19 protein-coding genes and 1 pseudogene are annotated in these 26,547 nt (G+C 47.0%); 18 read left to right on the top strand and 2 right to left on the bottom strand.

The window, feature by feature from the left end; translation table 11 throughout:
* Positions 1-31 precede the first annotated feature (31 nt).
* Positions 32-358 carry a thioredoxin family protein gene (locus ACWA2B_RS17000; protein ID WP_025721930.1) on the top strand — a complete coding sequence of 109 codons (327 nt, stop codon included), beginning with the start codon at positions 32-34 and terminating at the stop codon, positions 356-358.
* Between the two features lie 136 nt (positions 359-494).
* Here the strand turns inward: ACWA2B_RS17000 and bacA are convergent, their stop codons facing one another.
* Both bacA and ACWA2B_RS17010 read right to left on the bottom strand, forming a co-directional pair.
* Positions 495-1,292, bottom strand: coding sequence for an undecaprenyl-diphosphate phosphatase (bacA, locus tag ACWA2B_RS17005; protein WP_029519259.1), 798 nt, complete (start codon positions 1,290-1,292; stop codon positions 495-497).
* A 125-nt stretch (positions 1,293-1,417) separates the two neighbouring features.
* On the bottom strand, positions 1,418-2,758 hold the full coding sequence (locus tag ACWA2B_RS17010) for a hemolysin family protein (protein WP_176715730.1): 1,341 nt from the start codon (positions 2,756-2,758) through the stop codon (positions 1,418-1,420).
* Positions 2,759-3,013: 255 nt separating this feature from the next.
* Between ACWA2B_RS17010 and ACWA2B_RS17015 the strand changes: the two genes are divergently transcribed.
* The 17 genes and pseudogenes from ACWA2B_RS17015 to ACWA2B_RS17095 all read left to right on the top strand — a co-directional run bounded on the left by ACWA2B_RS17015 (position 3,014) and on the right by ACWA2B_RS17095 (position 26,545).
* A complete protein-coding gene (locus ACWA2B_RS17015) occupies positions 3,014-3,814 on the top strand; it encodes a DUF1836 domain-containing protein (protein WP_039273781.1) in 801 nt (266 codons plus the stop codon).
* Positions 3,815-4,018: 204 nt separating this feature from the next.
* Complete coding sequence (locus ACWA2B_RS17020; RefSeq protein WP_029519255.1) at positions 4,019-4,960, top strand: glycosyltransferase family 2 protein; 942 nt, start codon at positions 4,019-4,021, stop codon at positions 4,958-4,960.
* Between the two features lie 40 nt (positions 4,961-5,000).
* Complete coding sequence (locus ACWA2B_RS17025) at positions 5,001-5,954, top strand: glycosyltransferase family 2 protein (RefSeq protein WP_069011652.1); 954 nt, start codon at positions 5,001-5,003, stop codon at positions 5,952-5,954.
* Between the two features lie 73 nt (positions 5,955-6,027).
* On the top strand, positions 6,028-7,407 hold the full coding sequence (locus ACWA2B_RS17030; RefSeq protein WP_029519252.1) for a lipopolysaccharide biosynthesis protein: 1,380 nt from the start codon (positions 6,028-6,030) through the stop codon (positions 7,405-7,407).
* A pseudogene (locus tag ACWA2B_RS17035) lies at positions 7,382-8,357 on the top strand (polysaccharide pyruvyl transferase family protein). Before ACWA2B_RS17030 ends, ACWA2B_RS17035 begins: the two are co-directional and overlap by 26 nt.
* A gap of 340 nt (positions 8,358-8,697) precedes the next feature.
* Positions 8,698-9,279 carry a peptide deformylase gene (gene def, locus ACWA2B_RS17040; protein WP_023990342.1) on the top strand — a complete coding sequence of 194 codons (582 nt, stop codon included), beginning with the start codon at positions 8,698-8,700 and terminating at the stop codon, positions 9,277-9,279.
* 169 nt (positions 9,280-9,448) lie between these two features.
* Positions 9,449-11,239, top strand: coding sequence for a cache domain-containing sensor histidine kinase (locus tag ACWA2B_RS17045; protein WP_449292447.1), 1,791 nt, complete (start codon positions 9,449-9,451; stop codon positions 11,237-11,239).
* The gene (locus ACWA2B_RS17050) at positions 11,232-12,890 is read left to right on the top strand and encodes a response regulator transcription factor (RefSeq protein ID WP_069011654.1); all 1,659 of its coding nucleotides are present in this window, start codon (positions 11,232-11,234) and stop codon (positions 12,888-12,890) included. The genes ACWA2B_RS17045 and ACWA2B_RS17050 overlap by 8 nt, the downstream gene beginning before the upstream one ends.
* 402 nt (positions 12,891-13,292) lie before the next feature.
* Entirely contained in the window at positions 13,293-14,699 is a 1,407-nt protein-coding gene (locus ACWA2B_RS17055; RefSeq protein WP_069011655.1) for a cytochrome ubiquinol oxidase subunit I, read from the top strand.
* On the top strand, positions 14,686-15,699 hold the full coding sequence (cydB, locus tag ACWA2B_RS17060; RefSeq protein ID WP_080710733.1) for a cytochrome d ubiquinol oxidase subunit II: 1,014 nt from the start codon (positions 14,686-14,688) through the stop codon (positions 15,697-15,699). Before ACWA2B_RS17055 ends, cydB begins: the two co-directional genes overlap by 14 nt.
* A complete protein-coding gene (cydD, locus tag ACWA2B_RS17065; RefSeq protein WP_069011656.1) occupies positions 15,699-17,456 on the top strand; it encodes a thiol reductant ABC exporter subunit CydD in 1,758 nt (585 codons plus the stop codon). The genes cydB and cydD overlap by 1 nt, the downstream gene beginning before the upstream one ends.
* Positions 17,440-19,248: a thiol reductant ABC exporter subunit CydC gene (gene cydC / locus ACWA2B_RS17070; protein ID WP_069011657.1), complete on the top strand. Its 1,809-nt coding sequence runs from the start codon at positions 17,440-17,442 to the stop codon at positions 19,246-19,248. The genes cydD and cydC overlap by 17 nt, the downstream gene beginning before the upstream one ends.
* A gap of 90 nt (positions 19,249-19,338) precedes the next feature.
* The gene (locus ACWA2B_RS17075; protein ID WP_209949899.1) at positions 19,339-19,755 is read left to right on the top strand and encodes a cupredoxin domain-containing protein; all 417 of its coding nucleotides are present in this window, start codon (positions 19,339-19,341) and stop codon (positions 19,753-19,755) included.
* Between the two features lie 512 nt (positions 19,756-20,267).
* Positions 20,268-21,281, top strand: coding sequence for an ABC transporter permease (locus ACWA2B_RS17080; protein ID WP_029519240.1), 1,014 nt, complete (start codon positions 20,268-20,270; stop codon positions 21,279-21,281).
* Positions 21,282-21,296: 15 nt separating this feature from the next.
* Complete coding sequence (locus tag ACWA2B_RS17085) at positions 21,297-22,199, top strand: carbohydrate ABC transporter permease (protein WP_029519239.1); 903 nt, start codon at positions 21,297-21,299, stop codon at positions 22,197-22,199.
* 73 nt (positions 22,200-22,272) lie between these two features.
* A complete protein-coding gene (locus ACWA2B_RS17090) occupies positions 22,273-23,967 on the top strand; it encodes an ABC transporter substrate-binding protein (RefSeq protein WP_039273751.1) in 1,695 nt (564 codons plus the stop codon).
* Between the two features lie 106 nt (positions 23,968-24,073).
* The gene (locus tag ACWA2B_RS17095) at positions 24,074-26,545 is read left to right on the top strand and encodes a glycoside hydrolase family 95 protein (protein WP_341071242.1); all 2,472 of its coding nucleotides are present in this window, start codon (positions 24,074-24,076) and stop codon (positions 26,543-26,545) included.
* Positions 26,546-26,547 lie beyond the last annotated feature (2 nt).

Genomic DNA, 26,547 nt, shown 5'->3' on the forward strand with positions numbered 1-26,547 from the left:
TTTGTAAATACAACCTAGGAGGGACTAACGAATGGAACGCATCGAATCTCAGCAGCAATATCAGGATTTAATTAACGGTGACGGTCTGACCGTCGTGAAATTTGATACAACCTGGTGTCCGGATTGCAAGACACTGGATAAATTTATGGACGGCATTATTGAAGAAAACGCGGATAAGCGTTTCTTTGCGCTTGATGCGGAGAAATTCCAGCCGATTGCCGACGAAAATCAAGTGCGCGGCATTCCGAGTCTGCTCGTGTTCCGAAATGGCGAAAAAATTGCTCATTTGCACAGCAAATACGCTAAAACGCCAGCTCAAATCTCGGAATATTTGACTACACTGGAATCCAAACAATAATCAGAACGCATGATAGGGGGATCGTTCAGTACGATCTATCCTTTCTGCAAAATAGTAAAAGGGATATCCAAGGCTGATCATTCAGACCCTATGGATATCCCTTTTTAGTTATTGGTTATTGGTACCAAACAATGGCTTATAAAATAATGAAAAAGAACACAGCCGCCAGCACGAAGCGGTAAATGGCGAACGTAGTCAGACTCAAGCGTTTGAGCAGACCGAGGAATGTTTTGATCGCCAGCATCCCGACGATAAAGGAAGTAATAAAGCCTGCTGCGAACACCGGAAAATCACTCATAGACAGATGATCCATACTTTTAATCATATCAATACCCGATGCACCCAGCATGACCGGAACCGATACGAGGAATGTAAATTCCGCGGCTGCCGTATGACTTACACGTGCGAATAGGCCCCCAGACATGGTTGAGCCTGAACGGGAGAAGCCTGGCCATAGAGCTAGGACTTGGAACAGACCGATGGTAAAAGCCTGTTTGTACGTGATCTCATCCAACGTATGTGATCTAATGGGCGGATGAAATTTCTCGGCCGCAATCATCAACAGGCCTCCGATGACCAAACTATAGAGAACCGTTTCAGGACCAAACAGGTATTGCTTAATTACATCACGGAACAGTACGCCAATTAGCCCAGCTGGGATCATGGCTAAAATAATATGTAACAGGTTTAGACGTGGCTGACTCGAGATTTTGCGTCTGAAATCAAACAGGCTCAGGAATCTGCGCCAGTATAATACGACGACTGCCAGCACAGCACCTAATTGCACGATAACCTCAAACGTTTTGACCGTATCATTCTCTGTGTTTAATCCTAGAAGATCAGCCGTGAGGATCATGTGACCCGTCGAAGAGACCGGCAAAAACTCTGTCAGCCCTTCAATAATTCCCATAATAATAGAAGATAAAATATCCACTTTACTAGCTCCTCCTTACACGCGTGCAGGGCAAACGACCTAAGCCGTTTGCCCTGGAGATATGTCATTTCAGTAGGAGTGAACACAAGTGTCAAGTGCAAAGATAAACGCTCAGGTCACACGGTTCATTCCCGGGAAGAAGTGTCCGATTCTGCTTCCAATTCAGATGCGGGGGATGTGTAGTGTAAAATAATCTCCACCCGACGAATACGATTTTTACCCATTTCACGAATGATAAATTTCACATCTTCTTCTATGAATTCCTTGCCCTGTCTAGGTTCCGGAACCCGGCTATACACCCACCCTCCGACAGTATCCACGTCTTCATCGTCCAATGTCAAGCCAGTCAGATCACTCAGATCGGAAAGCATCACTTTACCATCCATCAAATAACTGTTCTCCGTCAGTTTCTCGATTTCCTTCCGTTCATCCTTATCAAATTCGTCCCGAATTTCGCCAACAATCTCCTCCAAAATGTCCTCGATGGTAATGAGACCGGAGGTTCCACCGTATTCATCGACCAGGAGAGCGATATGAACCTGCTCCTTCTGCATACGTTTCAGCAGTGTGTTGACGGGGATAACTTCCGGAACGGTCAAGATCGGTTGAATCAGGCTGTCGAAAACAAGCTCGGGATTGCGATCATACTCAAGGAATAGCTGTTTGGTATTAATCATACCAATGATCTGATCCTTGCTATCTGTCGCCACCGGAAAACGGGTATACTGCTCTTCGTGAATAGTCAGCATGTTTTCTTTTAGCGAGCGATTCGTAAACAAGCATACCATATCTGTACGTGGCACCATAATTTCTTTGGCAACGGTCTCGTCAAAAGCAAAGATACGATTTACGTAGCCATATTCGGTGTTATTGATCTTACCACTTTCCACGCTTTCGGACAAAATGATCTGAATTTCTTCCTGAGAGTGCGCTTCTTCATGCTCACTAGCCGGTTGAAGACCAAACAGACGAACCAGACGATTGGCCGAGCCGTTAAGGAGCCAAATAAACGGATACATAATCCGGTTAAACCACACGATGACTGGAGAGGTTAACAAACTGACAGCTTCCGCTTTGCGGATCGCCAATGTTTTGGGAGCCAGTTCGCCGATCACCACGTGCAGGTAAGTTACAATGACGAATGAAATAATAAAGGCCAGGATATGTGAAAAATCCCCATTGATGTTGAGCTGTTGAAAGAGAGGCTCCAGCAATTTGACTACGGTCGGTTCACCGAGCCAGCCGAGTCCCAACGCTGTAATCGTAATACCAAGCTGACAGGCGGACAGGTAGCCGTCCAGATTATTGACGACCTTTTGTAGCGCCAGTGCGTTTTTACGGTTCTCCACAACCAGCTGATCGACCCGGCTGGAACGGATTTTAATAATCGCAAACTCGGTAGCCACGAAGAAAGCACTAAATAAAATCAACACCGCAAACAAAAATAGACTGACACCTATACCCATATAATTTTCACTCATCCCTTTTTCGTTCAATTTTTTTAAGGAACTCCATTTTAAGTTCACTTGAACTTATTTTAAGAACTTAAAAGAAAATATACAAGGTTCATATGGAATCGTAGCAGGTCGCCTACCTCCAATTTACACAGAAAATAAGGCATAATAGAACCCGCACGTCTCATTGCTTCACTTTACAAGCCTAGTTTGAGGGCGTATGATGAGTTCAAATGAACTTGAAATGTAATAAAGGGAGGAAAGCAGATGGAGTCTTTTACCCTTACTCGTCGTGATATGGCCCATTTGCTGCTGGCCATGGAAGGTCGCCGCGAATTGCAGCCTTTGGCCGTTCTGCAGGACGCCTGGAGGCGCACTCATAGCCATCTCGCCCGCTCCGGGAGCGCGATGCCGACATTTTTATACACCGATGTGACACCTGTGCTAGATAAAATCATCAAGGGTAAGCACAGCGCAGCCTTTTCGCTGCAAGAGATTGTTTCCCTGGGACAACTAGTCGAGTACAGCCATGTGTCACTAGCATCTATGCAAAATTGGGTCAAACGCGACTTCAAGGAATTTCTCGGCGCTCCGAAGATCGGCAAAAAATACTCGGTCAACCAGGCAGCTATATTGCTCATTGTAGAAGATTTAAAATCATGTCTTGATTTTGAATCCATTCGTCAGCTATTTCATATCCTGTTCCAACAGCCCGAAGATGATACGGACGATCTGATTCAGCCGGTCGATTTGTACGCTGCCTACTCAACTTTGTTTGAGGAGCTGGATGCGAACGGAGACCAACTGCTCGATGTTGCTGGTGCAGGCTATGTAAAGGATAACGGAGATTCCGTTACAGTACAGCAGCGTCAGGAAGGTGCGACAGAGGAGTTGCTGGTTCAGGCGGCTGATCAATACACCAGTCGTTTACAGCATTTGACCCCTAACCAGTGTGAAGCAGTGCGTAATACTTTGCTGGTGGCAGCAGTAGCGGTGCAAAATAGTTATTTTTTGTCCATGGCACGTCGGTATGTGAATGCGACGTTGTTTCTGGACTTCCAAGGGTAAATAAGGATTGGCACTAGAAGCCAATCCTATTTTTTTACTCTTTTTAGAGGATTGTCTACCCTTTTGGAGACTGAAAAAGTATACAAAAGAGGTATATACACTAAAACGCTGTCAAAGATACAATAAACATATATAATCCAGCAATTGGAAAAACTTTGAATATCTCTTCCAAAGCATCTGGATACACACACAGGAGGTAATGGCATGTCCGATGTCTCCATCATCATTTGTACCCGCAACCGGATCGAAGACCTGACACGCTGTATACAATCTATTGCAGTACAGCAGCAATTGGAGCATACGGCTGTAGAACTGCTGATTGTTGATGACGGCGATATTTCCGACCAACAGATCGAGCAGTACCGTCACATGGTATCCGGATTGCCTCAAAGCGTTTTGAAATATTATAAAAAAAGTCGTCCCGGCGTTTGGTTATCTCGCTATGAGGCCTTGTCCCTTGTGCGGTATGATATTGTGCTGTATTTTGACGACGATGCAGAACTGGACGATAAACTCTATATCCGGCGCTTGCTCGATACCTATGATCAGGATAAAACGATTGTGGGTGTTGGAGGGATTGCAAAGGGATTACATTCGAGCCGGGCAGGAAAGCTGCTGGGCGTTTTGACATTTCAGATGTCTTCATCCCTCGGCAAGCTCTCGCCTAGTAGTCTGGCAGGTTCTTTGCTGCGATGGGGCGAAGCAACAGAGGTTTTCGATACAGAATTTTTCCATGGCTGCAATATGTCATTTCGGAGGGATGCGCTTCGGGACATGAAGCCGTATCCGTGGATGACCAGTTATGCCGTGGCTGATGATTTGTACATGTGCCAGTTAGCGAGCCGTTACGGCAAATTGGTTATCAATCCTGACTTAACCATTATTCATCATGAATCTCCAAGCTCGCGCGATAAGGCGGGCAAAGTAGCCAAGGCTACAGCGATTAACCACTATTATTTTCTTGCTTTGAAAAAGGCTGGAGTGATTCAGTATGGAGCCCTTTTATGGACCTTATCCTACTTGATGCTCAAAGAAACGCTGCGTCGCAATTTTAATGCCGCAGATGGATACAAGCAGGGGGTGTTGTTCATTCTGAACCCGCGCAAGCAAAAATATAACGAATATTTAGGCCCGGCGGTTCAGTAATCTGTTTTTTTACACATTGACAGGATAAAGGGGGAGTATGATGTTAAGCTTGTCCATTGCTCTGTGCACCCGAAATCGGGTTGACGATCTGACCCGATGCATCAATTCAATTGCCATTGGGGGAGCACCGGAGGCATGTGAAACCGAGCTATGGATTATTGACGACGGAGAACTGCCGAAGCATGTGCTGGAACGCTATGAGCGTCAGTTGGGCGGAGCGGGAATTACCTACCGATATCATCGTAAGGAGCAGCCGGGATTATGGTTATCTCGTGTAAAGACAGCTGAACTTGCGCAGGGTGACATTATTTTGTTCCTTGACGATGATGTTGAGTTGCCGAGCAACTATTTAAATGAGTTGATGCGTACCTATGAGGTTTACCCGCAGGCTGCTGGTGTCGGCGGTATTGCACAGGGAATGAGTAACAGCTTCATGGGAACGATTCGATGCTTGCTGTCATTCCAGCAGTCTTTGTCCAAAGGGAGGTTGTCCCTCAGCGGTCAGTCCGGCTCGATGTATAACTGGCATAAGGCCAAGAAGACGTTTAGAACCCAGTTTTTTCATGGCTGTAATATGTCATTTCGCCGTGAGGCGATTCGCAGTCTAGAGCCGGTACCTTGGTTGCAAAGCTATAGCGTAGGCGAGGATCTGTTACTTTCGCGCATCGCAATGAAAAGCGGCCCATTGTACATTAACCCGGCGCTTACGCTGCTTCATCACGAATCGCCGTCCTCACGCGACAATATGGAGCAGGTTACTTATATGCGGGTGATGAATCATATTCATTTACTGCGTGATGAGGGATCTGGGCCGATTGGTTATGCAGCGCTATACTGGACGACGTTGTATCAGATTTTGAGAGAAAAGCCCAAGAAAAATCATACTGCCATTCAAGGCTATAGAAGAGCGTTGAAAGCGATCTTTTCAAGTCCAAAGGAGCTTGTTGGCGGGGGGCAGTTGCCTGAACGCAATTCCAAAAAAACGGTAGGCTGATGGAGGTGCGTCAAAAGACGCGATGCGAGCATAGAGACGAGAGGCTTAATAAGGAACAGGAGTTGGACGTAACATGAGCACATGGACAGCAGCAAGGAAAGTATTCACGGGTGACAGTCTCGCCAAAACGATCATGCGCACGAGCTTTAACAATTTTTTTGTGCTAATCGTTACGACCCTGACTTCCATCCTGACCGCACGTATGCTCGGAGTAGAGGGGAAAGGAGAACTGGCGGCAGTTCTGTTCTGGCCTACGCTGATCGGCAGTGTGTTGAGCTTCGGGTTACCAACGTCGTTAATTTATAACATCAAGAAGAAAACAGGCACGACGGAAGAATTGCTGGCGTTGTCGCTCTGGATTCAGTTGCCTGCCAGCTTGTTGGCGGGAGCTGTGGCCTGGATATGCATGCCGCTGTGGCTGAATGGTTATGGTGCGGACATCATCCAACTGTCCCAGCTTTATTGTGCGGCAGCCATACCGCTGGCAGTGCTTACAGCGCTGACGACAGCATTGTCGCAAGGGCTGGATCGATTTAGCGTATATAACGGCCTGTTGTTTTACTACCCACTACTGAATTTCATCGGTCTGGTGACACTGTGGCTGATGGGCTTGCTCAATGTGCAACTGGCTGGAGCAGTGAATTTTGCCGCGAGTTTCCTTGCACTAGTGTGGGCGTTCCTCCGTTTGCGCAAGTATATGAATTTGCGTACTTTCCGCCCATTTACCAGCCGCCAAGTGCTTCGTCCTTATTATAGCTATGGAGCGAGGGTTTACGGGATGGAGTTGATGGGGACGCTGTCCACACAAACGGACAAAATCGTTATTGTGGCACTGCTATCACCCAAAGCGTTCGGCCTGTACTCTGTCGTCTACGCCTTGTCTCGTGTGTTCAATGTAGTGCAAAATGCCGTCACTAACGTTACCTTTCCAAAGGTTACGGGAATGGAGCACAGCAAGATTGTCGAAACGGTAGGACGTGCTTTTCGCATCTCTATGGCTGCGATGCTAATCGTCATTGTGCCTGCTCTCTTCATTGGACGATACATGCTGGGTTTGCTGTACGGCCCCGCTTTTCTGGAAGCATCGCTAACGTTCTACCTGCTGTCACTGGAATGTATCATTGGTGGCGGCTCATGGATTCTGGCTTCGGCCTTTAACGCGCTGGGGCGTCCGGGACTGGTATTGTTCCGGCAAATTGTAGCCTATGCGATCACCGTCGGTCTGTTTTTTATTTGTACACCGATCTTCGGTCTGGATGGCATTGCGATTGCTTTGCTTGTAGGCGCTTGTGTTCGGTTGGCGTTCTCACTGTTCTCGTTCCCCATGTTTTTCAATGTTCCGCTATCACGGATCATTTTTGATAAAAGTGATATTACATTTGTCATTCAAACTATACAAAAGAAGCGCAGGAAGGGAGAACTGAAAGATGCCGAATTTGCATCCCATGGCTAAACTGAAAAATAAGCTGAGCGTCATTCTCGACGTAGTCCCCCAAGGTTCGAATATCATTTATGTCGACTATCCCGTCTATAATAACGGTGGGGATGTACTCATCATGAAAGGCACCGAGGCGTTCTTCAAGGATAATGGCATCCGTGTCCGTGCTCGTTATAGCGCCATGGATATTCCCGATCAGCTTCAAATTCCGGGTGACTGGATTATCGTGTGCCACGGCGGCGGCAACTTCGGCGATCTCTATTCAAATCACCAAAATTTGCGGGAACGCATCGTTCGCGATTTCCCTAACCACCGAATTGTGATTATGCCGCAAACGATCCACTTTCAATCTGAACAGAAGGCTAATGAGGTCGCTGCCCTGTTTAATGCTCACCCGGATCTACATATGTTTGTGCGGGATACTCGCTCTTATCAGTGGGCTAAGGACAAGCTGAACCAGTGCAGTATCACACTATGTCCTGATATGGCTCACCAGCTCTGGCCATTGAAGCCGACTACGGAAACCGTGAAGGACGTACTGTACTTCCTGCGTACGGATATTGAAACGGTGGGGGGCCAAAAAAAAATTCGATGACGAGGCTGATGCCTCACACCGTCTGGACTGGGATACTTTATTCACTCCGCTGGAAGTGAAGGGGATCGTCTATTTCCAAAAGTTTTACCGACTGAATAAGAAAATCGGCGGCCCGTTGCCTACCCGTACATTCTGGTACAAGTACACCGACCATCTCATGAACAAGGCGGTTACGCTGTTCAGTTCTTATCGCGAGGTTCGCACTTCACGGCTACACGGTCACATTCTGGCCTGCCTGCTTGATATGCCGCACGTTGTCATTGACAATTCCTACGGCAAGAACTCGCAATATTATAATACCTGGACACACCCGAATCCAAAGGCGAAGCTGTTTAGTGAAGCTCCAAGTGCGTTGGAGCAGCCATCTTAATAGTAAGAAAAATTATTTTCAAAAGCCTCCTGATCATTGAAATGATTTAGGAGGCTTTTATATAGAGACAAAATCATTTAATGTGATAAATAATAAAGGCAGTGTATATTTAATGACTTAATCTAAAAGAGTAGGACGCCCCCGTAGAGGTCTTTATTGCGCCAATTTCCCCCCCAAAAAACGTCGCTTTATTTTGACAATTCATTTCATGAATAGATATAATTTATGGGATAAAACTTGCAGAAAACCGGGAAATCCCACAGTTTTTGCACCGCATCACATATTACATGGCAGTACATCACATGAAAATATATTTATTTTAATGAATCGAGGCTGACGAATGAGTAATCAATCGATGGACATGCTTCTCACGAAGGATATCGTGCGTGAAGGGGAGTCTATTTTGCGTACGAAGGTTGATCCGGTATGCTTGCCACTATCTGAAGAGGATCTTCAACAGATGCAATGGATGCTGGATTATCTGAAAAATAGCCAAAATGAAGAGCTGGCTACCCGCTATGAACTGCGCCCGGGTGTGGGGTTATCTGCAAACCAGGTAGGTTTGAACAAAAGAATGTGCGCTATTTATTATGAAGATGGAGACAAAACGGTAGAGTATGCGTTGTTTAATCCGAAGTTAGTCAGCCACTCCACGTCCATGATTTATTTGGAGCAGGGTGAGGGGTGCTTGTCGGTAGATCGGTACGTAGCCGGATATGTACCGCGTTACGAAAAAATTCGTATTAAGGCCACTTTACCAGACGGAACACAGGAGCTATTGACGTTCAAAGGTTATGCAGCGATTGTTGTACAGCATGAAATGGACCATTTGGATGGTATTATGTTCTATGACCGTATCAACCCGGAAGATCCGCACAAGCTACCGCAGGGAGTGCATATCGAACCTTTTGTACGTAAATAGTTTAGGAATCGTAAAGTGTGGTGACTCTGTTCGCCACATTTTTTAAATTTTGCAAAAAACATAGATATAGAGGTTACGAAGCATTAAACTGGATACATACATATAGGTCGAGATGGAGGATGTGAAAACACGCAAAAAATGTAAGCGCTTATCTTGTGGGAGGGATGGCATGAATCGTGGAGTATGGCTTCTGATGAGTAATATGCGTATGCGGAATAAGCTGCTGTTCTCCTACGTACTAATTGTCATGATTCCGGTGCTGGTGGTTGGCGGCTGCGTAACTTTTTATTTGCGAGAGCAGGCATTGAATAGTGCAATTGCCCAGACGGTAAACAATGTGGAAAAGATCAAAAGCCAGACGGCAAATTTACTACGTGTGCCAACGGATATTTCAAATGGGTTGATGTTCGATAAAAGGCTGAGGGAAATGGCAAACCGACGGTATCCGGGTATGGTAGAGCTGATGAATGCGTATCATCAATACAAGGATTTTAATGAGTACACTCAGCAATATAGAGAGGTTGCTACCATTCGGTTCTATTCGTACAATCCGACGCTTGTCAATAATCTGGAGTTTATTCCAGTGGACTCTAACATTGAGCGGCAACAGTGGTTCCAGACGGCATTGAAGGGGACGGCGATTAACTGGTTTTACATTCAGGATAAGGAAGATAATCCGGTTAATCGCCTGAGCCTGATACGGCAAATTCCATTTCCTGAATACAATACCAAGGGAATTCTGATGATATCGCTGAGTCAGACCGAGTTGAATCATATGCTGAGCAAGGAGCCTTTTGAAACATTGATTACGGATCGTAACGGGATTGTGGTCGCAGCTACTCGCCCGCAGTCGGTGGGGCAGACGTTGGGCGATTTACATTTGGGCTTTGATGTCCAGCGTGCGGGTAAGGGGATATATGAAGCGAAAATCAACGGAATACCCTCCAACATCATTGTGGATGAGCTGCTGCCCGCCTCCAGTGTGAGCGGATTTACGATTATTTCAGTGTTTTCAACGGAGCATATTGTACAGGGAGCCAATCGAATCAGTCTGATTGGTGCTTTATGTGTCCTTGCAGTGCTGATTATGGCACTGATTCTGATCACCATCATTTCCTGGCTGATTACCAAACGCCTTCAGCGGTTGAGCTATGAGCTGGGTAAGGTAGCCGCGGGCGATTTTCATGTGGTATCGAGTGTGGAGGGAAGGGACGAGATCGGGGATTTATCCCGCCGTTTCAACTATATGGTGAGTAGTATTCGCCAACTCATGGCGCAGGTCTATGAGACGAGTGAGCACAACAACAGGCTGGAATTGTCACAAAAGGATATCAAGTTAAAAATGATGGCCAGCCAAATTAATCCACACTTTCTGTTTAATGCATTAGAATCTATTCGAATGAAAGCACATCTGAATGGGGAAGCGGAAATTGCAACGACGGTGCGTTTGCTTGGCAGGCTGATGCGCCGGAATCTGGAGATTGGCAGTGGTAAAACGACGGTACTACAGGAGCTGGATATGGTGCGATCCTATTTGCAAATTCAGCAGTTCAGATTTGGAAATCGCTTGATCTATGAAGTGAATTTGGAAGAAGATGCGACGGACATGTCGATTCCTCCCTTAATCATACAACCGCTGGTGGAAAATGCGGTCATTCATGGACTGGAAAATAAGGAAGAGCCGGTTACCGTGAAGGTAAATATTGCAATAGAACAAAGAAAGTTGAAAATTAAAGTAGAAGATGACGGGATCGGCATGGAAGCTGGGCAACTGACCCGTCTGCTAGCTCGGATCAGGGGGACGGATGAGCCAGAAGGGAGCAGTATTGGCCTGCGTAATGTACATCAACGTCTGACATTGATGTATGGTGAACGTTATGGATTGCATATTGAAAGCGCATTACAAGTAGGAACAACCGTATACTTTTCCATACCAAGGGAGGAAGAGTCGAATGTATAAAGCGATGATTGTAGATGACGAGCCAGCGATTCGTGAAGGATTGTCCTCCATTATTGACTGGGGGGATTGTGGCTTCCGTATTGTCGATACGGCAGGGAATGGACGCGAGGCTCTGGATAAGTTCGGAGAGCATCGGCCGGAGCTAGTCATTGTAGATATTCGTATGCCCGGGATGAGTGGACTGGAGGTTATACGTAGTATACGTGAAAAGAACGGGGAGCCGTATCATTTTCTCATATTAAGCGGATATGCAGACTTTGATTATGCACGGCAAGCCATGGGCTTCGGAGTAGATGGCTATCTACTGAAGCCAGTTGATGAGGAAGAAATGACGACAGAGTTGAAGCGGGTACGGCAAAACATTGAGGATGAGAAAGAAGTCGGCAAATGGGGAAGTCCGCCTTCTCATGAGCGTAATTGGATCGAAGCTCTATTGTTTCCGGTTCATCGAGAGTATACTCGTAATGCTGTAGAAAGCAGCGATTCTCTGCACAGAGCATCCAAGCAGGCTGAACATCAAAGCGGTAACGGAAAATATGGACAACAGCCAGCGTTACCAGACTTGGACTGGAGTAGCTATCAGGTTATTCTGCTGGATTTACGTATACCTGACTGGGATCGGCAAGCCCGGCAGTCGGCAGCAAAGCAGCGACTAACAGAAATGTGCCATGAGCAAGGCAGAGGTATCGTGTTTGAGGCTGGAATATATATGGGTCTTTTGCTTCCCGCCACGTTAAAAACGGAGAGAGATGCTGTTCAGTTACTAGCTGCTTGGCGACAGGAGCTAAAGGCGTGGGCTACGGAAATTTATGTGGCTGCCGGTGATCCTGTAGCCAGTCTTAGCGACATTCCCAGATCTTTTGAGCAGGCACTACGATTGTTAGAGCGTACGTTTTTGTTCCGGGCAGAAAGAGTCATGCTTTCCGGAGACCTACACAAATTGGAGACAGTCGAGACTGAAATGAGTGGAACGTCTGATAGTGCCACAGATGATCCCCTACGTTATGCAGAAAAGCTGTACTATGCGCTAGATATGGCTAATAGTGAAGCTGCAACCCGTGTCATTAAGGAAATGGAAGGCCAATTTCCACGGATTTATCGTACAGAATCCGCAATCAAGGCGGCGTTCGCCCAAACATTCACACTGGCGTTGAACAAGTATGCAGCCGGACAGGATCACAGCCGAACCGTGCTGGAGGAGCACTCCAGCTTTATAACCGATGTATATGCTTATTCCACATTGGGCGAGCTGGTGGATCACTCGCTGGAGCATGTGTTGCAATGGATTGGACAGACTGATCCCGGTGGCAAGGACATCATCATGAAACAAATGATTGACTTTATTCATAGTCATTATGATGAAAATTTGCGATTGGAGTTACTGGCAGATATGTTTAATTACAATAGTGGCTATTTGGGCAAATTGTTCAAAAGTCATACTGGCGAGGCCTTTAATGCCTACCTGGATAAGGTGAGGATTGAGCGAGCAAGGGAGTTGCTTGCACAAGGAATTAAGGTACACCAGGTGGCGGAACGCGTAGGGTATGCGAACGCAGATTATTTTCATAGTAAATTTAAAAAGTATGCTGGAATGTCACCTTCCTCCTATCGAAATCGGGTTCAAAAGAACGGAGGAACAGATGGCTGTTGATAGAATCCTAGGTATAACGCTATGAAGTCTCTCTTGCAGATGTCGGAGGTACAACCTCCGAACGAAGAGAGGCTTTTTTTGCATGATGAAAAAAGATAGATCAATAGGAAATGTCACATTTATTATGGGATTTAGGCTGTTTTCATCAAATCGCCATCGTTATGACACAGCTTTGACACGATGTTCACATTTTCGATTCTATTTCATTTAAATTTATTCTATATAATGGGGATAATCTGAAGCCGGATCATGACACCATGGTGAAGGTAGTTGAGTGAGTCATTTTCTAAAAGGTGACCGCTGCATATGTAAGAATGTGAATACTGTCACAAATGTAGAAGACTTCAGATTACAGACACTATAAATCAATGTTAAGAGAAGTACAGGGGGAGGAGCAACATCATGGACGTATTGGATTTGGCACGGTTGCAGTTTGCAACCACAACGATTCTTCACTTTGTTTATGTGCCGATCTCCATTGGATTGTCGTTATTGGTGGCAATTATGGAGACTATGTATGTTATTAAGAAAAATGACTTGTACAAGAAAATGGCTCAATTCTGGGGAACGTTTCTGCTGATTAACTTTGCACTGGGCGTAGTCACCGGGATTTTGCAAGAATTTCAGTTCGGGATGAACTGGTCGGACTTTTCCCGTTTTGTGGGTGATGTATTTGGTACGCCGCTGGCGATTGAAGCGCTGCTTGCATTTTTCCTGGAATCGACCTTTATCGGATTATGGGTATTCGGTTGGGAAAGATTGTCCAAAACGGTCCATTTAATCTGTATGTGGTTGGTATCTATCGGTACGATGTTATCGGCATTGTGGATTCTAGCTGCTAATTCATTCATGCAGCGTCCAGTAGGATATGAGATTCAAAATGGACGTGCAGAAATGAAAGATTTTGCTGCTCTGCTAACGAATGAACAACTGTTATGGGAATTCCCACATACATTGTTTGCTGCTTTTGCGACAGGAGCATTTCTGATCGCGGGTATCAGTGCATGGAAGCTGATGCACAAAAAGAATATGGACTTTTTTAAACCTTCTTTTAAATTGAGTATTATTGTTGCCTTAATCAGTGCCATTGCTATTCCTTTGTTTGGTCATGGACAGGCTCAATATTTGGTGAAAACACAACCGATGAAGATGGCTGCCAGTGAGGGATTATGGGAGAACAGTGGTGACCCCGCTCCTTGGACCGTTATCGCATGGATTGATCCTGGAAACAAGGGAAATACCTTTGAGATTAAAGTTCCTTTTGCTTTGAGTTTTCTATCCTATAGTAAATTTACCGGCTCTGTGCCTGGTATGAATGAGCTGCAAGCCCAATATGAAAAAACGTATGGTCCGGGCGATTATATCCCGCCAGTACGTACCACGTTTTGGAGCTTCCGCATTATGATTGCGGCTGGATGTGGCATGATTGCACTCGCCTTATACGGGGCTTACCTGACGTTCCGTAAAAAGCTGGAAGGTTCACATCGCTGGTTCTTCCGTCTGATGATATGGGGGATATCCCTTCCATTCATTGGGAATACTTCAGGTTGGATCATGACTGAAATAGGTCGCCAACCGTGGACGGTATTTGGTTTGCTTCAAACGAAAGATTCTGTTTCGCCTACCGTTGTGGCAGGAGAAGTGCTATTCTCGTTCATCTCATTTACTACATTGTATTTAATTTTAACAGGTGTGCTGGCGTTTCTGTTTTACCGTACGGCTCGTAAAGGTCCAGATATTGAGCCACATCAGCAAACGGTAATTCATGATCCTTTTGCTCAAGGGGGTGACACCATTGTCGCTAAATGATTTATGGTTCTTATTGATCGCTGTGCTGTTTACCGGCTTCTTTTTTCTGGAGGGCTTTGATTTTGGCGTAGGAATGGCCACAGGATTGGTGCCGCGTAACGACCAACAAAAACGTTTGATGATCAATACGATTGGTCCATTCTGGGATGCCAACGAAGTGTGGCTGATTACAGCAGCAGGTGCAATGTTTGCCGCTTTTCCGCATTTTTATGCGACTATGTTCAGCGGATATTATCTCGTATTTGTGTTTATTTTGCTAGGTTTGATCTTGCGTGGAGTTTCTTTTGAGTTCCGCGGAAAGGCTGAAGGAAAATGGTGGACAGGAACGTGGGATGCCTGCATTCTGATTGGCAGCTTTCTACCGCCGATGCTGTTCGGTATGGCTTTTGCGGCTTTGGTGAAAGGTGTACCTATTCAGCAAAACATGGATTTGAAAGCTGGATTTTCCGATGTATTCAATGGATATACCGTATGGATTGGACTGACAGTGGTCGGAATGTGCCTAATGCACGGACTGACGTTTATTTCTCTGCGGACGATTGGAGAAGTACGGGATCGTGCTCGCGTGATGGCATCCAAATTTCTTCCGGTATTGGGCATTTTACTTGCGGGCATGGTGGTATGGACTTATTTTGCAACGGATTTATTTGCGCGTCGCGGTCCCTTTATGTATGCTGCGGTAGCAGTCGGAATTGTCGCCTATGTGCTGACGTGGTACTTCCTGAAGCAGCGCCGTGAAGGATGGGCCTTCGGGATGACAGGTGCAGTGATTTTGCTGACCTTCGTTTCGTTATTCGTCGGTTTGTTCCCAAGATTTATGGTGAGCTCGATTAACAGTGCTTTTGATTTGACGATTTATAATGCAAGCTCCAGTCATTACACCCTGAAAGCCATGACGATTGTTGCAGCAACGCTTTTACCCTTTGTGCTGGCTTATCAGGCGTGGAGCTATTTTGTTTTCCATAAGCGTCTCAGTGAGAAGGATCATTTGGAATACTAATGGATAAGGCATGGTTTGAATTAAAGGGCATTCGGCCAGTGATGCTGCTACTGGCTGCCCTTTCCCTGCTCCAGGGGGCCGCGGTGATTGCACAAGCAGTCTTCTTGGCAAAGGCTGTTACGATTTTGTTTGAACAAAATCCGCTGGTGATGGCTTGGCCGTCGCTGGCGTTGTTTTTCGCTGCTTTTGCAACGAGGCATACGGCGATCTGGCTGCAACGCCGGACAGCAGGCCGTTTTGCTGAAGCTTCAGGCGCTTCCTTACGGGAGCGTCTGCTTGCACGTTTGTTCGAACGGGGGCCGGGTTTTGCAGCGCAGGAAGGTAGCGGCAAGTTGGTGACGCTGGCGCTGGACGGCATGGATCGTTTTCGCACGTATTTGGAACTGTCCATTCCTCGAATGATTGACATGATGGCTGTCACTATACTTGTACTTGTGTATGTTTTCACATTGGATGTCATTTCAGGTGTGATTTTGACGACTACGATGCCGATCCTGGTAGGCTTCTTTATTTTGCTCGGCTTGGCAGCGCGGAAGCAGGCAGACAAGCAGTGGCGTTCCTATCGTCTGTTATCTCATCATTTCACGGATTCGCTGCGTGGACTTCAGACACTAAGGTTTTTGGGTCGTAGCCAAGAGCATGGGGAAACGGTTGGGAAGGTCAGCGACCAATACCGCACGGCAACAATGCGCACGCTGCGGGTAGCGTTTCTTTCCTCATTTGCCCTCGATTTTTTTAGTATGCTATCGGTCGCTTTTGTTGCGGTAGGCTTGGGTTTGCGCCTGATTAGTGGCTCGGTGGGTTTGGAGGCAGCGCTTGCGGTGCTTATTCTGGCCCCAGAATATTTTATGCCCATACGCCAGTTGGGATCAGACTATCATGCTTCACTGGATGGTAAGGAGGCTTGGGGAGCAATCCGCTCCATTCTCAGTAAAGAAGATGACGCGACCGAGCCGAATAAACAGGCAGCTAACGATAAAGGATTGGACATCACGGGACAGGACATTCTTGAGCTGTCCGATGTGTGCCTCCTTAATGAAGACGGTTCGGCTCGGCTTGAACATGTGTCTGCCAATGTTGAACCGCACATGAACATGATCGGCATCGTTGGAGCTAGCGGTGCAGGTAAAACGACGCTGCTTAGCCTGCTTGGCGGTTTTGCTGATCCCACTTCGGGCGAACTGCTCCTGAATGGATGCAGATTGGCTGGGGATGCAAAAGCTGAATGGCAACGGCATATTGCGTATATTCCACAGCATTCATACCTGTTTAGCGCTTCTCTGGCAGATAATATTCGTTTTTATGAACCGGAGGCATCCAACCAGCAGGTGGAGTGGGCGGTTGACGCGGTTGGACTGCGTGAACTGGTAGACGGTCTTCCGGGTGGAATGAATGAGTCCATTGGTGAAGCGGGTAGGACGTTGAGCGGAGGACAGGCGCAGCGGATTGCATTGGCGCGGGCGTTGCTCAGTAACCGTCCGGTCATTTTATTGGATGAGCCTACGGCGCATCTGGATATTGAGACAGAGTGGGAGCTAAAACAGACGATTTTATCGGTTTTGAAACACAAAAGAGTGTTTCTTGCCACCCACCGGCTACATTGGATGCCAGATATGGACTGTGTCTGGATGATGAATCAAGGTCGTCTGGAAGAAGTAGGTTCCCATCAGCAATTGATTGCCCGTAAGGGGGCATATTACCGATTGCTGACGGGGATGTCGGAAGGAGGGAACGGACGATATGAGAGTAACGGATAATAGCAGACAAGGCTGGTTTGTGACGTATCTGAGACAATATTTTTGGGCCTTTCTGCTAGCTGCTCTTTTGGGCGCGCTGGCCATTGGATGTGCGGGCGCGTTGCTTTTTACGTCCGGTCATCTGATTACCCGTTCGGCCTTAAAACCGGAAAATATATTAATGGTGTACGTTCCAATTGTGCTTGTGCGAACATTTGGTTTTAGTAAAGCGGTTATTCAGTACCTGGAACGCTTGGTAGGACATGATGCCGCACTGCGTCTGGTGTCCCGTATGCGGGTACGCTTATATCGGGCAGTAGAACCGCAGGCGCTGATGATCCGCAGCAAATTCCGTACAGGGGATTTATTGGGGTTGCTGGCAGAGGATATTGAGCAGCTTCAAAACATCTATCTGAAGCTAGTTCTGCCTGCGCTATCGGCTTTGCTGATTTATGCAGCAGGCATCTCGGCGCTCGGACGGATGGACGGAACCTTTGCCTTGCTTATGGCGCTATATGGAGGATTTTTGCTTTTTATTGCCCCAGCTATCTCACTATGGACCTCACTCGCCAAACGGCGAATGTTCAAGCAGGAACGGAGTAAAGCCTATCAGGACCTGACGGATGCTCTGTTCGGCATGAGTGATCTGGTGCTGAGCGGACGGACTGGGCATTTCCTGAGTACCTTTACACAACGGCACAATAGGGCTGCCGTGATGGAAAATTCACTTCGCCGGGGCGAGTGGCGTTCTCATTGGATGGCACAATGCGTTGTAGGCGGTGGGATTGTGATTATGACTGTGTGGGCCGGAGGCCTAGTAGCACAGAATCGTATAGAAGCCACATGCCTGGCATCCTTTGCCCTTGTGGCTTTTCCGTTGCTGGATGCCTTCGTTCGCGCTGGAGAAGCAGTGGTGCATGCACCGGAGTATCAGGATTCCCTTCGACGGTTGAAGGATTCGGAGAAAGACACACCTACACCTGTGTCATCATCGCTTCCGGTTACTGTGGATGCAGGACACCCAGCAGCAGGCGGCACAGCTGACACTATAGATGAGCAGGCTGCCGCTCTGGGATTGGGCCACGGAGGAGACCTGCTGCTGAACAACGTAAGCTACCGCTATGCGGCAACGCAGGAATGGAGCGTGCGTGGTATCTCCTTGCACGTACCGCAGGGGGGCAAGGTTGCATTGCTTGGTCGCAGTGGTGCGGGCAAGTCCACGCTACTGAATCTGATTCAGGGAGCATTGCAGCCTGATGAAGGGAGCGTCACTGTCGCAGGGATTCCCGTATACACAGGTGGAGCATACTCCAATCTATTTGCGGTGCTGAACCAGCAGCCGTATTTATTCGATACAACGGTAGCGAACAATATTCGGCTGGGACGACCCGATGCTACGCTGGATGAGGTGCGTGCAGTGACGAAGCAGGTAGGGCTTGGAACTCTAATTGATTCTTTGCCGGAGGGCTACGATACCCGAATGCATGAGACGGGCCTTCGTTTTTCCGGTGGAGAAAAACAGCGAATTGCACTGGCGCGGATTTTGCTGCAAAATCACCCGATTGTTTTGCTGGATGAGCCGACAGTGGGGCTTGACCCGCTGACAGAGCATGAGCTCATGCAGACGATGTTTCGTGTGCTGAAGGGCAAAACATTGATCTGGATCACGCATCATCTCACAGGAATGGAGCATATGGACGAGGTGATCTTTATGGAGCAGGGCACCATTTCCATGCGCGGCAGTCATGAGCAGCTGTGGCAGGAGCAGTCTCGTTACCGTAATCTGTATGAGCTGGATCATCCGAGCCTGTGAAATGAGGTATTTAAAATTTTGATTAACTTTTATATACTGGTTAGAGTTGATGCGTCACATGCAGACATTCAACTGGAGAGGCTGATATGAATGAAAACACTAATCTCTAAGCATTGGCATTTGATGCTGATTGGTTTTGTAGCCCTGAGCATGGGCGGGTTTGTCTTGTTTTATTTTCAGGGGAGCGTGTCGTCGTTTCCGGCCATTCAACCTAAACAAGCTCAGGAAGAGCCAGACAAAACTAAATATGAGATTGTTACAGTGGGTGTAAAAGGGGACGGTTTCTATCCTAAAAATATTGAAGTGAAAGCCGGCGTTCCAACCAAAATCAATTTCAAGAAAATGACATCCTTCACTTGCATTGATGAAGTGCAGTCGTTGAAGATCGGAATGGACGTTTACCTGGATCACGAAAATAATTATTTTACCGTCCAGGACTTGAAACCAGGCGTATATGAGTACAATTGCGGTATGTACATGTACTACGGGACCATCACAGTAAAATAAATCAAAAAAGCTTTCTGGCACATTGATGCCAGAAAGCTTTTTTTCCTTCAATCAATCATTAGGTTAATTGCGACAGTGTGTATATACCATCCACCACCTGTGGTGCAGTATGCATTATCCTTTTTGCATTATGCTTTATCCTTTACCCTTTACCTCTGATCAGCTTACATTGCTGATCTTTTGTTTTTTACAAGACTTCTTTCAGGGAATTTACATTAGAACGGAACAGGCGGAATGTGCTGGACAAGCGAAGCGGTCGCCTTAAAGCTTTCTGCAGGAAAGCTCGCATCGCAAGCATAAACTGTCCCCGGCTTTCTACCTTTGTGTGCTTATTCAAGAAATCCGGGGACAACAGCGATGGGAAGCACCATCCGCATGCGTAGTGGCACGAATGTAATTTTTTTCATCCCATATATCTAATTTTGAACTGATTTTTCTCCTAATTCGTCGGGTATCCGCTTCCAAGCCAGCAAAGTATGATAATAATATCTAGAGATGAGGAGGAGCTTGTTATGGGATCTTCAACTGAAACCGCTTCCAACAATAGTGCTTTGATTCCTGAATCCAATAGGGGAAGACCACGCAAGGCTCGCGGCCCGAAGCCTGACCGTGGTAAAAAAGGCTTGTGGGACAGTGTGAAGCAGCAAAAGTATCTTTATTTTATGTCCATTCCTTTCGTCATATGGGTGTTTGTTTTCAGCTATCTTCCGCTTTGGGGCTGGACGATGGCGTTTCAAAATTATAAGCCAGCCAAATCTTTTACGGACCAGAAATGGGTAGGGCTGGATAACTTTATTGAGCTATTTCAGGATGAACGATTTTATCTGGTATTACGCAATACGCTAGCGATGAGCCTGATGGGGATTGTATTTGGTTTTGTCGTACCGATCTTCTTTGCAATTCTGTTAAATGAGCTGCGTGGTATGCTGTTCAAACGGTTTGTGCAGACAATATCCTACCTCCCGCATTTTGTATCCTGGGTAGTTGTGGCCGGCTTGGTCACCAAGATGCTGTCCATTGACGGAGGCATTGTCAACGATGTATTGGTAGCGCTTCATATTGTGGATGAACCGATTCAGTTCATGGCAAAGGGGAGCTGGTTCTGGTACATTGTAACCGCTTCCGACATATGGAAAGAGACAGGTTGGAATACGATTATTTATTTAGCTGCAATCACCGGAATTGATCAAGAACAGTATGAAGCATCGCGCGTGGATGGAGCGAGTCGTTGGAGACAGATGTGGCATATTACACTGCCGGGTATCCGCTCGACGATTGCCATTCTGTTCATTATGGCGATTGGACATCTGGTGAGCAATGGTTTTGAAAAGCAGTTCTTGCTTGGCAATAGTCTTGTGACGGATTATTCCGAGGTGCTGGATCTGTACGCGCTCAATTACGGGATTAATTTGGGGCGCTTCTCTTACGGGACGGCAATTGGTATTTTCAACTCGCTGGTTAGCATTCTGCTGTTGTTTACGGCGAACGGTATATTCAAAAAACTGACCAAAGAAAGCATCATGTAGGGAGGGAGAAGCGAAATGACGAATAAGGCATTTAATGCTACCCGGTCTGAGAAGCTGTTTGACCTGTTCAACTATATCCTCATGGCTCTGATCGTGGTGTTGACGCTGTACCCGTTTCTGAACGTACTTGCGATTTCCCTGAACAATTCAACGGACACGGTTCGTGGTGGTATTTATATATGGCCCCGCCAATTTACGCTCGAAAATTACAAAACGATTTTCCAGTACGATGGCCTTCTTCAGGGACTGCAAATATCTATTCTTCGTACTTTGGTCGGGACGGTACTCGGATTGATCTGCGCATCTATGCTTGCTTTTACATTGAGTCGGGTCGAGTTTCGTGCTCGTAAGTTTATTTCTACGTTTTTGGCGTTGACGATGTATTTTTCCGGCGGGATGGTGCCCGTGTTTATTTTAATGCGGGATTTGCATCTTCTGGGCTCGTTTTGGGTGTACATTTTTCCAGGCTTAATCAGTGCATTTAACGTGTTTGTCATTCGTTCCTTTATGGATGGTTTGCCGTATGCGTTGCAGGAGTCTGCCAAACTCGATGGAGCGAATGATTTTACGATTTACTGGAGAATTATTTTGCCGCTGTGCAAACCAGTATTGGCAACGATTGCTCTTTTTCTGGCAGTAGGTCAGTGGAATGCTTGGTTTGATACGTATTTATACAACGGTGGGGCGTCGCAATGGACTACGTTACAGTATGAGCTGATGAAAATACTGCAAAGTACGCAGCAAGGCGGCTCCAGTATGACGAATAGCAATGACATGGCTAAACAAATGGCTCAAATTTCACCAGAGTCGATCAAAATGGCAATCACGATTACGGTTACGCTCCCCATCCTGATGGTGTATCCGTTCTTGCAAAAGTATTTTGTAGGCGGTATGACGCTGGGGGCAGTGAAATCATAAAAGCCAGGATTCTGGCAGTAAATAGTAGTTATTTGCAGGAGAAGTCATCATAAGAATATAGGAGGATTTATACATGAAAAAACACTGGTCCAGATTTGCACTGATTCCCTTGCTCGCGGTGTCACTTACCGCACTCGCAGGTTGTGGGGGAAGCGATAAAGCAGCGAAGGAGAGCACATCCAGCGGTACAGACCCGATTACGTTTAGCTTCTTCGGAGCAGATACAAGCCCACAATGGAACGGAATGAAGGATGAAATAGGCAAGGAAATCACCAAGAAAACAGGTGTAACCTTGAATGCGGAATTTGATGTCAGCGGTGGAGGTGGAGATGACCGAATTGCTTTGATGGCAGCAAGTGGAGAATACCCGGACTTGGTTTCTCCTAAAGCGAATATTAATAAGCTTGTGGATGCGGGGGCCATGATTGATCTGACAGATCTGATCAACGATCACGCACCTAATCTCAAAAAGCTATATGGACCCTATATGGATCGTTTGAAATACAGTAATAAGGATCAATCCATCTATGTCCTTCCTACGTATGCAGGTGTGGGACAGGAAAGTTTTGACGCAACAGGGGGATTTGAAATTCAGCATAAGGTGCTCAAGGAGTTAGGTTATCCAAAGGTAAGAACGCTACAGGATTATGAAAACGTACTCAAAACCTATACTGCCAAGCATCCGACGATCAATGGCAAAAAAACAATCCCACTCACGCTGGATGCAGATGACTGGAGAATTATGATTACCGTAACGAATCCTGCCTTCCAGACGACTGGAGCGCCGGATGATGGTGAATATTTTATTGATCCCAAAACATTTGAAGCCAAACTTCATTACAAACGTCCAGAAGAAAAGGAATATTTTCGTTGGTTGAACCACATGTACAATGAAGGGCTGCTCGATAAAGATTCGTTTGTGCAAAAAAGTGATCAATACAAATCCAAAATTGCCAGCGGCCGTGTCCTCGGTCTGATTGACCAGGAGTGGGGGTATCAGGATGCTGAAAATGCATTAAAAGCGTCAGGTAAGGCTGATGCCAGCTACGCGCATTTTCCAGTTACACTTTCGGAGGAATACAAGGATCGTTCCTTTCAGGATATGGGCTTCGTGTCCGGTTATGGTGTAGGTATTACGGAAAATTGCAAGGACCCGGTGCGGGCTATAAAATTCCTTGATTATTTAGCTTCCGATGAAGGACAGGTGCTAGTGAACTGGGGGATCGAGGGCAAGCATTATGAGATCAAAGATGGCAAACGCATCATTCCGGCTGATGTGCTGGAGCAAAAAACGAACAATGCAACCAACTTCAGCAAATCCACGGGTATAGATTTGTACACGCTCATCAGCGGACACTATGGTGACGGCGTGAAGGACCCTACGGGTAACTACTATACTGCCAAATTCCCGGAGCAAATTATCGCGGCTTATTCGAAGCCGGAGAAAGAATCCCTTAAAGCATATGGCGTAAAAACGTGGAAAGATCTGTTCCCAGACAAGAAAGAATTTGATGTAAAGCCTTGGGGCGCAGCCTATAACCTGACAACAGACAATGAATCCAACTATAACGTTACATTCAAAAAAACGACCGACATTATCCGCAAACGTATACCCGAAGCTATTTTAGCACCAGCTTCCAATTTTGATACGGTATACGACAACATGATTAAAGAACTGGATGCCGCCGGAGCTGTCCAAATGGAACAGCAATACACGCAACTGGTGAAGGACAGAGTGGAGTTATGGAGCGGTAAGGCTTCTAAATAGCTGACTGCTTTTAACGAAATTTTGAATGCCGGAATGACAGAGCGCTTGTCCTTAAGGTCCATACGGGATTAGCGCTCTGTTTGATCTTGATGGGGGAGGGTTTGATATGACGAAAGGCGAAAGGCCACAGTCCCTGCGTTTATGGTATCGCCAGCCTGCTGAGGTATGGGAGGAAGCATTGCCAGTCGGCAATGGAAGGCTGGGAGCTATGGTATTTGGCGGAATCAGAGAGGAGCATTTGCAATTAAACGAGGATACGCTCTGGTCCGGGTTTCCCAGAGATGGCGTTCAGTATGATGTATTGCGATATTTGCAGCCTGCCAGAAAGTTGATTGCAGATGGAAAATACAAGGAAGCGGAACAACTGATTAATACGAATATGCTAGGTCGCGATACGGAAGCCTATCAGCCTTTGGGAGATTTGTGGATTACGCAGGAGGGCCTAGGGGAAATTGCACATTATGAACGGAAACTGGATTTGCTGACCGGAACCGCAGCCGTCACTTTTCAGAGTGATGGAGTCCGCTATACCCGTGAAGTTATCGCCAGTGCGCCAGATGGAATCATCATGGTGTCACTGACTGCGAATAAGCTTGGGAAGATCCAAGCATCCGTGCGCATCACTTCCCCCCATCCTTGTGAAGACGAGGTTGGAGAGGATGTACATTTTGGTGATTCATCCAAATGGGATAGCGATAAAGAGGATGATCCATCCGAGGAGCCATCCGGGGACTTTATGACATTGACTGGACGAGCGCCCAGTCATGTGGAATCTAATTATCACGGTGATCATCCACAGTCTGTCGTTTATGAAAATGATTTGGGGATGGCTTTTGCAGTTCAGGCGAGGGTTATTCCCGAGGGAGGAACCTTGACGAAGGACACTGATGGTGCGCTGATCATCTCAGGCGCGGATAAAATCACGGTGTATTTGGCAGCAGCTACTGGATTTAGGGGATTTCACGCTATGCCGAATAGTGATGCAACGGAGTCAGCAGAAGCATGTCAAGTCATTTTAGACGGAGCAATTTCGCTGGGAACTGAGCAGGTGCGGCAACGCCATGAACAGGATCATCGAAAGCTGTTTGACCGCGTTGCATTAGAACTGGGAGGTGATACTCTAACCGACGAATTCGTTCTACCGACCGATCTGCGATTAGAACGTTATCAGAAAGGTCAGGCCGACCCGGGGCTGGAAGTGCTGTTATTTCAGTATGGCCGCTATTTGCTCATGGGTAGCTCGCGTCCGGGGAGTCAGCCTGCCAATCTTCAGGGCATCTGGAATGACCGGGTGCAGCCGCCGTGGAACAGTAATTATACAACCAATATTAATACTCAGATGAACTATTGGCCCGCAGAAGTATGCAATCTTGCCGAGTGCCATGAACCCTTGCTGCACATGATTGGAGAAGTGGCTCGTACGGGACGGAGGGTAGCCTCCATCCATTTTGGTGCTCAAGGGTGGACTGCTCATCACAATGTAGATGTGTGGAGATACGCCGGACCTTCAGGGGGCCATGCCAGCTGGGCATTTTGGCCGCTTGGAGGTGTATGGCTAACTGCTCACCTATGGGAGCGCTATCTGTTTACCTTGGATACAGCCTATTTGGCAGAACAAGCTTATCCGCTCATGAAGGGGGCGGCAGCCTTTTGCATGGACTGGCTCGTAGAAGGCCCGGAGGGTCAGCTTGTGACGTCCCCATCCACATCACCTGAAAATAAATTCAAAACGACGGATGGCGAGGATTGCAGTATATCTATGGGCTCTACCATGGATATGACGCTGATTCGAGAGCTGTTGGGGAACTGCATTCAAGCTGCGGATCTGCTGGAACTAGACGATGAGTTCCGCAACCGCTGCGAGGAGACACGAGACAGATTAATGTCCTATCAAATTGGTCGCCACGGTCAGCTACAGGAATGGTTTGTCGATTTTGAGGAAGCGGAGCCTGGGCATCGACATGTTTCGCATCTATATGGGTTATATCCTGGTCGACAAATTCACATCCGTGATACCCCGGAGCTAGCTGAGGCGGCTCGCATATCGTTGCGTCGACGGCTTGATCACGGTGGTGGGCATACCGGATGGAGCTGTGCCTGGTTGATTAATCTGTACGCTCGACTGGAAGATGGCGACGCCGCACATCGGTATGTTCGCACGTTGCTGTCGCGATCGACCTATCCTAATTTATTTGACGCTCACCCGCCTTTTCAGATCGACGGTAATTTTGGTGCGACGGCGGGGATCGCAGAAATGCTGCTACAAAGCCGTCCGGGAGAGCTGACGTTACTGCCTGCCCTGCCAACGGCATGGCCGGAGGGACGGGTCAGTGGATTGAAGGGACATGGCGGGATGACGGTCGGCATGGAATGGTCCGGTTCCCGGCTTGTCCGTGCAGAACTGGCCACATCCATCTCAGCAGGAAGCTGCACGATTCGCAGTGCACATCCATTTAGCGCAGATGCTCGTCAGGCTCTGCCTGATCCTGAGCACGGAGGATTTATTTTGTCATGGATTTTTACCAAAGAACAGGAAATAACGAACGGACATACGATTATAATTGAAGGAGAGGAATAGAC

The sequence above is a fragment of the Paenibacillus sp. CMM36 genome (assembly GCF_053570945.1).

What these genes read in the sequence shown, in the direction of transcription:
- ACWA2B_RS17000 (WP_025721930.1), top strand. Translation starts at nt 32, where the DNA reads ATGGAACGCATCGAATCTCAGCAGCAATATCAGGATTTAATTAACGGT.
- ACWA2B_RS17010 (WP_176715730.1), bottom strand. Translation starts at nt 2,758, where the DNA reads ATGGGTATAGGTGTCAGTCTATTTTTGTTTGCGGTGTTGATTTTATTT.
- ACWA2B_RS17015 (WP_039273781.1), top strand. Translation starts at nt 3,014, where the DNA reads ATGGAGTCTTTTACCCTTACTCGTCGTGATATGGCCCATTTGCTGCTG.
- ACWA2B_RS17020 (WP_029519255.1), top strand. Translation starts at nt 4,019, where the DNA reads ATGTCCGATGTCTCCATCATCATTTGTACCCGCAACCGGATCGAAGAC.
- ACWA2B_RS17025 (WP_069011652.1), top strand. Translation starts at nt 5,001, where the DNA reads ATGTTAAGCTTGTCCATTGCTCTGTGCACCCGAAATCGGGTTGACGAT.
- ACWA2B_RS17030 (WP_029519252.1), top strand. Translation starts at nt 6,028, where the DNA reads ATGAGCACATGGACAGCAGCAAGGAAAGTATTCACGGGTGACAGTCTC.
- def (WP_023990342.1), top strand. Translation starts at nt 8,698, where the DNA reads ATGAGTAATCAATCGATGGACATGCTTCTCACGAAGGATATCGTGCGT.
- ACWA2B_RS17045 (WP_449292447.1), top strand. Translation starts at nt 9,449, where the DNA reads ATGAATCGTGGAGTATGGCTTCTGATGAGTAATATGCGTATGCGGAAT.
- ACWA2B_RS17050 (WP_069011654.1), top strand. Translation starts at nt 11,232, where the DNA reads ATGTATAAAGCGATGATTGTAGATGACGAGCCAGCGATTCGTGAAGGA.
- ACWA2B_RS17055 (WP_069011655.1), top strand. Translation starts at nt 13,293, where the DNA reads ATGGACGTATTGGATTTGGCACGGTTGCAGTTTGCAACCACAACGATT.
- cydD (WP_069011656.1), top strand. Translation starts at nt 15,699, where the DNA reads ATGGATAAGGCATGGTTTGAATTAAAGGGCATTCGGCCAGTGATGCTG.
- cydC (WP_069011657.1), top strand. Translation starts at nt 17,440, where the DNA reads ATGAGAGTAACGGATAATAGCAGACAAGGCTGGTTTGTGACGTATCTG.
- ACWA2B_RS17075 (WP_209949899.1), top strand. Translation starts at nt 19,339, where the DNA reads ATGAAAACACTAATCTCTAAGCATTGGCATTTGATGCTGATTGGTTTT.
- ACWA2B_RS17080 (WP_029519240.1), top strand. Translation starts at nt 20,268, where the DNA reads ATGGGATCTTCAACTGAAACCGCTTCCAACAATAGTGCTTTGATTCCT.
- ACWA2B_RS17085 (WP_029519239.1), top strand. Translation starts at nt 21,297, where the DNA reads ATGACGAATAAGGCATTTAATGCTACCCGGTCTGAGAAGCTGTTTGAC.
- ACWA2B_RS17090 (WP_039273751.1), top strand. Translation starts at nt 22,273, where the DNA reads ATGAAAAAACACTGGTCCAGATTTGCACTGATTCCCTTGCTCGCGGTG.
- ACWA2B_RS17095 (WP_341071242.1), top strand. Translation starts at nt 24,074, where the DNA reads ATGACGAAAGGCGAAAGGCCACAGTCCCTGCGTTTATGGTATCGCCAG.